This window comes from Calditrichota bacterium (assembly GCA_013152715.1).
GTDB lineage: Bacteria > Zhuqueibacterota > Zhuqueibacteria > Thermofontimicrobiales > Thermofontimicrobiaceae > 4484-87.
The window spans coordinates 23,369-30,084 of the sequence record JAADFU010000052.1; the positions used below are offsets into that span (position 1 = coordinate 23,369).

At 46.4% G+C, this 6,716-nt stretch carries 3 protein-coding genes, 1 tRNA gene and 1 pseudogene; 1 reads left to right on the forward strand and 4 read right to left on the reverse strand.

From position 1 onward, the window contains the following. Window positions 1-40: 40 nt before the first annotated feature. The 4 genes from GXO74_04615 to GXO74_04630 form a co-directional block, all read right to left on the reverse strand. Window positions 41-1,231 (reverse strand): hypothetical protein, encoded by a 1,191-nt coding sequence (locus tag GXO74_04615; GenBank protein NOZ60944.1) that lies wholly within the window; start codon window positions 1,229-1,231, stop codon window positions 41-43. 235 nt (window positions 1,232-1,466) lie between these two features. Next, the gene (locus tag GXO74_04620; protein ID NOZ60945.1) at window positions 1,467-2,633 is read right to left on the reverse strand and encodes a tetratricopeptide repeat protein; all 1,167 of its coding nucleotides are present in this window, start codon (window positions 2,631-2,633) and stop codon (window positions 1,467-1,469) included. A 56-nt stretch (window positions 2,634-2,689) separates the two neighbouring features. Continuing rightward, window positions 2,690-3,604: a hypothetical protein gene (locus GXO74_04625; protein NOZ60946.1), complete on the reverse strand. Its 915-nt coding sequence runs from the start codon at window positions 3,602-3,604 to the stop codon at window positions 2,690-2,692. Between the two features lie 205 nt (window positions 3,605-3,809). After that, window positions 3,810-3,882 (reverse strand) — tRNA-Gly (locus GXO74_04630). A gap of 583 nt (window positions 3,883-4,465) precedes the next feature. Here GXO74_04630 and GXO74_04635 point away from each other — a divergent pair. Next, a pseudogene (locus GXO74_04635) lies at window positions 4,466-6,716 on the forward strand (AAA domain-containing protein).

Below are 6,716 nucleotides of genomic sequence, written 5' to 3' on the forward strand. Positions count from 1 at the left end.
CTTTTTAATGCTAAAATTGTTGTTAGTGATTTTAAAATATTTACATTTCAGATTTTTCGGAAATTTGCACGGTGATTTTATTCATGCTCATGCCGAGCACTTTGACAGAAAATTTGTCCAGCGCTTTCTTCTCTAATTCTCGCGCCAATTGGCTGGCGTTGCCGGTAATTTTCACATCCAATTCCGCAGTTGATCCGGTGACATTGCGGCTGTAAATGTTTTTGACGCCGCGTATCAGATACTTCAGCGTGTTTTTGAAATCGTTCAGTTCGTTGAACGATTTAACGTTTTGGACGATCACTTTGACGGTTGTGGCGCGATAAAATTCATCCTTCCATTTCTGAGTAATTTTCGCAATCAGATCGTCGCCCAATTTGTTGGCGGCCTTTTTGATGGCTTCGGTACCGCCAGTGACTTCGTCGATATGCGGATAGGCGGCGTGAGCAGAACTGGTAGCGATAATCGTGGCGACGTCCGCTTTAATTACGCGTGCCGTGATATTTGCCTGACAGGATTTCATGCCGCCCAAATTCAAGCCAGTGGCGACTTTGGCGACCGCTTTGCCGGTGATAATTACTTCTGCGCCCAATTTTTTCGCGATCACGGCTGCCATTTTGTTGTTACCCTGCAGTACAGCTAATGCCTGGTCTTGCTGCAAATTTTGGCGCACGGTAGCGGGATCGACACATTCAAAACCGCTCTGGATGAATTTGTCCAAAAGAGTGTTTTCTGTGACATTCATATCCACAGAAAAATAGGCATAGCGATTGTATGATTCACCAATATTGTGCTCGTTAATCATAAACATGACGCGCGGGTTGCCCATTTTATTGATAAGATTTTGCAGCCCCTCCCAATCGTTTTTTAGATTGGCAAGTTCAACTTCCGCTTCGATGGTGACTTCGTAGCTATTTTCGCTCGTTTTGCCTTCACGCAAAACGTCGTAAGTGCGAACGTATCCATTTGACCAGGTGAGAATATTATCTTCCACAACCATACTATTTTCTACTAAGGTGGAAGATTGCACAAACATGCCCAGCGTTTGCTCGACCGCCTTGCGAATCGCGTCGTCGATTGCCTGATCTCTGGCAAGTCCGATGTCATTTCCGAAAATGCCTGCCATGCCGGTGCTGGTCACTTTTTGCGTAGCGCGTTGCGCAAAAACATTTCCGTTCACCATTAACAGCAGCGCTAAAATAATGGGCAGAACAAAAATTATTTTCTTTTTCAAAATAAAATTCCTCCGAGCTAAAATGAAAAGCTTTGCAGACTTGTTATTCAATATGAAAAAACGGGTTTGGGAACCCGTCTGATTGAACGAAACTGAGCAAATTTAGTTGCAGACTGTTTTCAACGAGGTTTCCCATACCCCTCGCGTTTTCTTTTGGAAATTTATTTTTCTGAATCTCCTTTTGCAAAATAAAGAAAGGATCGGCATAGCAACCGATCCTTTCAGCTTTTCTAAATTAAAAATTAAATCTCAGCGCGTTTTGGAAATCGCGAATTGCTAACAACGCGTCGGCGCCGGACATGGGATCGTTTAACTTAAAAGCGCCCGTCATTTTGTCCGCTTTCATGATGCCGCGGTCCACCATCAGCGCGATGGCATTGTACGCGTAGTGCGTCGCCGGAACGTCCGGAAAACGGGACGGCTCGCCGATATATTTTGTCGCCAAAGCTTCGTCTCCGGTGATCATAATCATGATGCTCTGCATCACCTGCGCGTAATTGGCGCGAGTAATCGGATCATCGGGACGGAATGTGTGATCCGGATAAGGCATCAAACCGGAAATCTGTGCATTAATGATGTCCCGAATCCAGCTTTCCGCCCAGTGACCTTTGATGTCTGTGGCAGCAGCCATCTGTGCAACTTTTGTCGCCTGCAATTTTGTCGGATCCTCCGGCGCGCGGAAACGGGTATCGTACACCTGAGGTCTTCTCTTTTTGACGATGTCCATTAATCTCAACTCTTCCATCAGCAAAACAGCCAGATCGGCGCGATCTATTTTCGGAATTAAAGCAATTTTTGCCCCGACTTTTGTGCCCGGTTTTGCTCGCTCAATTTTTTGCACCAACTCCCATTCAGCATTTGCTTCCGTGGAGTAGGGACCTTTGAGCTCCACAACTTTGCGGAACGCATTCACGGCATTGGCGAACTGGAAGCCTTGTTTGTAAGTAATGCCCAGATAATACCAGGCTTTGCTGCTGTTGGGATTAATTTTCAGCGCTTTGTTGAATTCTTTGGCTGCTTTTTCCACCCATTTGTCGCCTTTGCGCTCGAAGGTAATCACGCGGCCTTTAATGATGCGGCAGTCCACAGATTTGCCGCTTTTGTCGATGCCTTTGTCCGCAAAATCGTACGCCTTTTTGAAATCACCTTTTTTCGCGTAAACCAAAGCCATGCCGGAATAAGCCTCGCCGTAGTCCGGGTTCAAAGCTTTGGCGCGGTCGAATTCCTTCATGGCGAGATCCAGATTACCGCGTTCGAATTCAGTCATGCCGCGACTGAAATGATTTTCCGGGGTGTCCAAAACCGATTGTTCTTTAATTGCTTTCGTGCCGCATCCGACCAGAACGACTAACATCGCGATGGCGAGAAGTAGTCCCAACATGCGGAAATGATTTATTTTCATAGCATTCCTCCGTTATTTTCTTATTCAGATATCTGAGGAGCGTAAGCCATATTCATCTAATTAACGATGAACATCACTTTGCATTTGTCAAGGAAATTTTGATTCGCGGCGGCTTGATGAATAATTGCCGCATCCGCAGCGGAGACAACTACATCAGTTTTGTTCTGGCCCGATGCGCGTAATCCTTTGATAATTAAGGGATTACTGGCGACGCGATCATTCTGGCGTGCGCGGTTGACATCTTTGTCATAGCCGACCATGCCAATTTCCACCGCCCACTGACGGCTGACAAATTTGGAACCGTAAACTTCATTCCCGTTCTCATCGACAATTTTCGGCGCCATTGCCGGCCGCACGCCCAATCCTTTACAGTCAACGACCAGACCTGTGTAAACTGCATTTGTCGCTCCGGGAGCGGCTCCGCCGACGCGTTGTAATTGCACGCCCGGAGGCACAGGTTTGCCCTGAGGCCATGGCTGGCCGCAGGTCGGACACAACAGTTGTCCGCCGGTCATAAATTGCCCGCCTCCAAAATTAGACGGAAGCAAGGCGTCAGCGAACTGGCCGGTGAGCGGCATTTCAACAGTGAGCTCGACTGAGCCGTCTGACATGTAGCGAGGCCCGTCGACAATGGTGTAACCTTTTGCCACGCCTTCCACGCGGCTGCGGATGACGTCGCTTTGCACCATGAGATTTTCTACTGTGGTTTCTGAATTAATGGTAACGCCTTTCACTGTCTCTAAAATATTGCGAAGCGCATCTAATTTGGCGGCGCGGATGGCATTTGCTCGAGCGGCGGAAATTGGTAAGTTCGGATTTGCGGCGCCGAAACCTTTGGCGCGGACGGTTTGGGTTGTCCAATTGATCATCTGGTTTTGGTCTGCTCCCTGAGTGACATTTTGTGCTGTCAAATTCAGCGCCAGGCTGAAAACCAGGACCAATGCAATACCAAAAATCCGTGACACTTTCATAATCGGCTCCTTTGTTAAGTTTGCTTTTTTATTGACAAAATAAATTTGCCTCTCTTTTTGAAGACGTAGTGATTAAAAAAAAAGTATGTGTCACCCCCTTTGAATTTTATTCAAAATGGCGGATTGATAAATTCTTCTGTGAAAAAATAATCTTTTTCACCCAAATTTGTCGTGACCAACATCACATTTCAATTGAAAAAAATAGAGCGAATGACGGGAGTCGAACCCGCGACATCTGGCTTGGGAAGCCAGTGCTCTACCATCTGAGCTACATTCGCTTTTTCATAAATTCCTACAAGTTTTTTCAAGGTTACATAGGTAAATTAAGATTTTTTTTAAAAAAGTCAAGAAAAATTTTCCTTTTTTGCTTTTCTTCGCACCCTCTTTCAATTTGGCGGCCCTTTTTTAGGGACAAATCGACAGCGTCAATTTCAATTTTGTTCCTGGATCAAAATTCAACCAGGAAATTTAAAGGCGGATTTCATTATTCCTTGAATTTACGAATATCTGAAAATTTAGTTTCAAATTTGGTAGCGCATTTAATTGTACGGTTTTGCATTAATCAGGGTTTCCTTTTTAGCTTGTGTCGGAATCTTTCAACTTTCATATCGCCATTTGATCTGAAAAAGCTTTCCGGATGAAAGGAATTTTACTGTTTTCTTTTGATAAATTGTCAAAATGACAGGGTAATTGACAAATAGAACGTTCTTAAATAAGTCGTTTATTGGTTTACGGAAAGTTGTTTGCTTAAATAAAAACAATTAGTTACTACACAAATAAAGCTCTGGCATGTCATTTGCTTTTGTACGTATGAAATTTTCTGACATCATCGGAAAAAAATTAGTGAGAGGAGTGACCCAAATGACAATGGACAAATTAACAATAAAAGCACAGGAAGCGATAGCCAATGCCCAGCATCTGGCGCAGGAAAATGGCCAGCAGCAGGTGGAGCTGGCGCATTTGATGAAATCGTTGCTTGCGGACGCCGACGGTGTGCCACAAGCAGTATCGAAAAAAATCGGCGCCAATATTCAATTACTGGAATCGAGACTGGATGAGGAAATTCAACGTCTGCCCCGTGTCTCCGGCGGCGGCGCTGTAGGACAATTGTACGTCTCGCCGCAAGTGAATCAGGTGCTGACTCAGGCGATGAAAGAAATGCGTCAGTTAAAAGACGAATTTGTTAGTACCGAACATTTGCTATTGGCAATTTTAGAAATAAAGGGCTCGCCCGTCGCTGATCTGTTAAAACAGCAGGGCGTGACCAAAGATGCGGTTTTGAAGGTGCTGAAAGACATTCGCGGCAGTCAGCGCGTAGTGGATCAGAATCCGGAAGAAAAATATCAAGCGCTGCAACGTTACGGCAGGGATTTGACCGAACTGGCGCGACAGGGAAAATTGGATCCGGTCATCGGCAGAGACGAGGAAATCAGGCGCGCTATTCAAGTGCTGTCCCGGCGCACGAAAAACAATCCGGTGCTCGTCGGAGAGCCCGGCGTGGGAAAAACCGCAATCATTGAAGGCATCGCCCAGCGGATCGCCTCCGGCGATGTTCCGGAAGGCTTGAAAAATAAAACGGTTATGCAATTAGAAATGGGTTCTCTCATCGCCGGCGCCAAATATCGCGGTGAATTCGAGGACCGGCTGAAAGCAGTGCTCAAAGAAATTCAGGAGAGCGAAGGAAAAATCATTTTGTTCATCGACGAATTGCATACGATTGTGGGCGCTGGTTCTGCCGAAGGATCTGTTGACGCCGGAAATATGTTGAAACCAATGCTCGCGCGCGGCGAGTTACGTTTGATCGGCGCCACGACAATGGACGAGTACAGAAAATACATTGAAAAAGACAAAGCGCTGGAGCGGCGCTTTCAACCGGTGATGGTGGAAGAGCCGTCTGTGGAAGATACAATTTCTATTTTGCGCGGTTTGAAGGAAAGATACGAAGTTCACCACGGAGTTCGCATTTCTGACAATGCCATTGTTGCCGCGGCGACTTTGTCGCATCGTTACATTTCCGAACGATTTTTGCCGGACAAAGCGATTGATTTGATCGACGAGGCCGCAGCGAAATTGCGCACGGAAATTGATTCCATGCCCGAGGAAATCGATGAATTGGAGCGGCGTGTGAAACAATTGGAGATCGAGCAGGTTGCTTTGAAAAAAGAAAAAGACGCTGCCTCCAAAGATCGGCTGGAAAAGATCAAAAAAGAATTAGCTGAGCTGAAAGAAAAATCCACTGAGCTGAAGGCTAAGTGGCAGATGGAAAAAGAGAAAATAAAAGCCGTTCGCGCGGTGAAAGAGGAAATCGAGCAGGTGAAGATCGAAGCGGAAAAAGCGGAGCGCGAGGGCGATTATAATAAAGCGGCGCAGTTAAAATATGGTCGGTTGATTGAATTGAATAAAAAATTGGAGCAATTGAATAAAGAGTTGGAAGAACTGCATCGGAATCATTCTTTGCTGAAGGAAGAAGTCGGCGAAGATGATATTGCGGAGATTGTTTCCCGCTGGACCGGAATTCCTGTCAGCAAGATGATGGAGAGTGAGAAACAGAAAATCCTGAAAATGGCTGACCGGTTGCGGCTGCGTGTTGTCGGACAAGAAGAAGCCATCGAGGCAGTCTCTTTCGCAGTGCGGCGTTCGCGCGCCGGATTGAGCGAGGAGAACAGACCTCTGGGTTCGTTCATCTTCCTGGGTCCCACTGGCGTGGGAAAAACAGAATTGGCGCGTGCTCTGGCAGAGTTTCTCTTTGACGATGAAAATGCCATCGTACGCATCGACATGTCCGAGTACATGGAGCAATTCAGCGTGTCCAGGCTCATCGGAGCCCCGGATATGTGGGCTATGAGGAAGGCGGTCAGTTGACCGAAGCGATTCGTCGTCGCCCCTATTCGGTGGTGCTGCTCGACGAAATTGAAAAAGCGCATCCGGAAGTGTTCAATATCTTGCTGCAAGTATTGGACGATGGACGCCTGACAGACAGCAAGGGGCATGTGGTGAATTTCAAAAACACCATAATCATCATGACTTCGAATCTGGGCGCGGATATGATCATGCAGCGATTTGAAAATATCACAGATCAAAATCGCGAACAGGTGTACGAGTCCACGAGAAA

What these genes read in the sequence shown, in the direction of transcription:
- GXO74_04620 (NOZ60945.1), bottom strand. Translation starts at nt 2,633, where the DNA reads ATGAAAATAAATCATTTCCGCATGTTGGGACTACTTCTCGCCATCGCG.
- GXO74_04625 (NOZ60946.1), bottom strand. Translation starts at nt 3,604, where the DNA reads ATGAAAGTGTCACGGATTTTTGGTATTGCATTGGTCCTGGTTTTCAGC.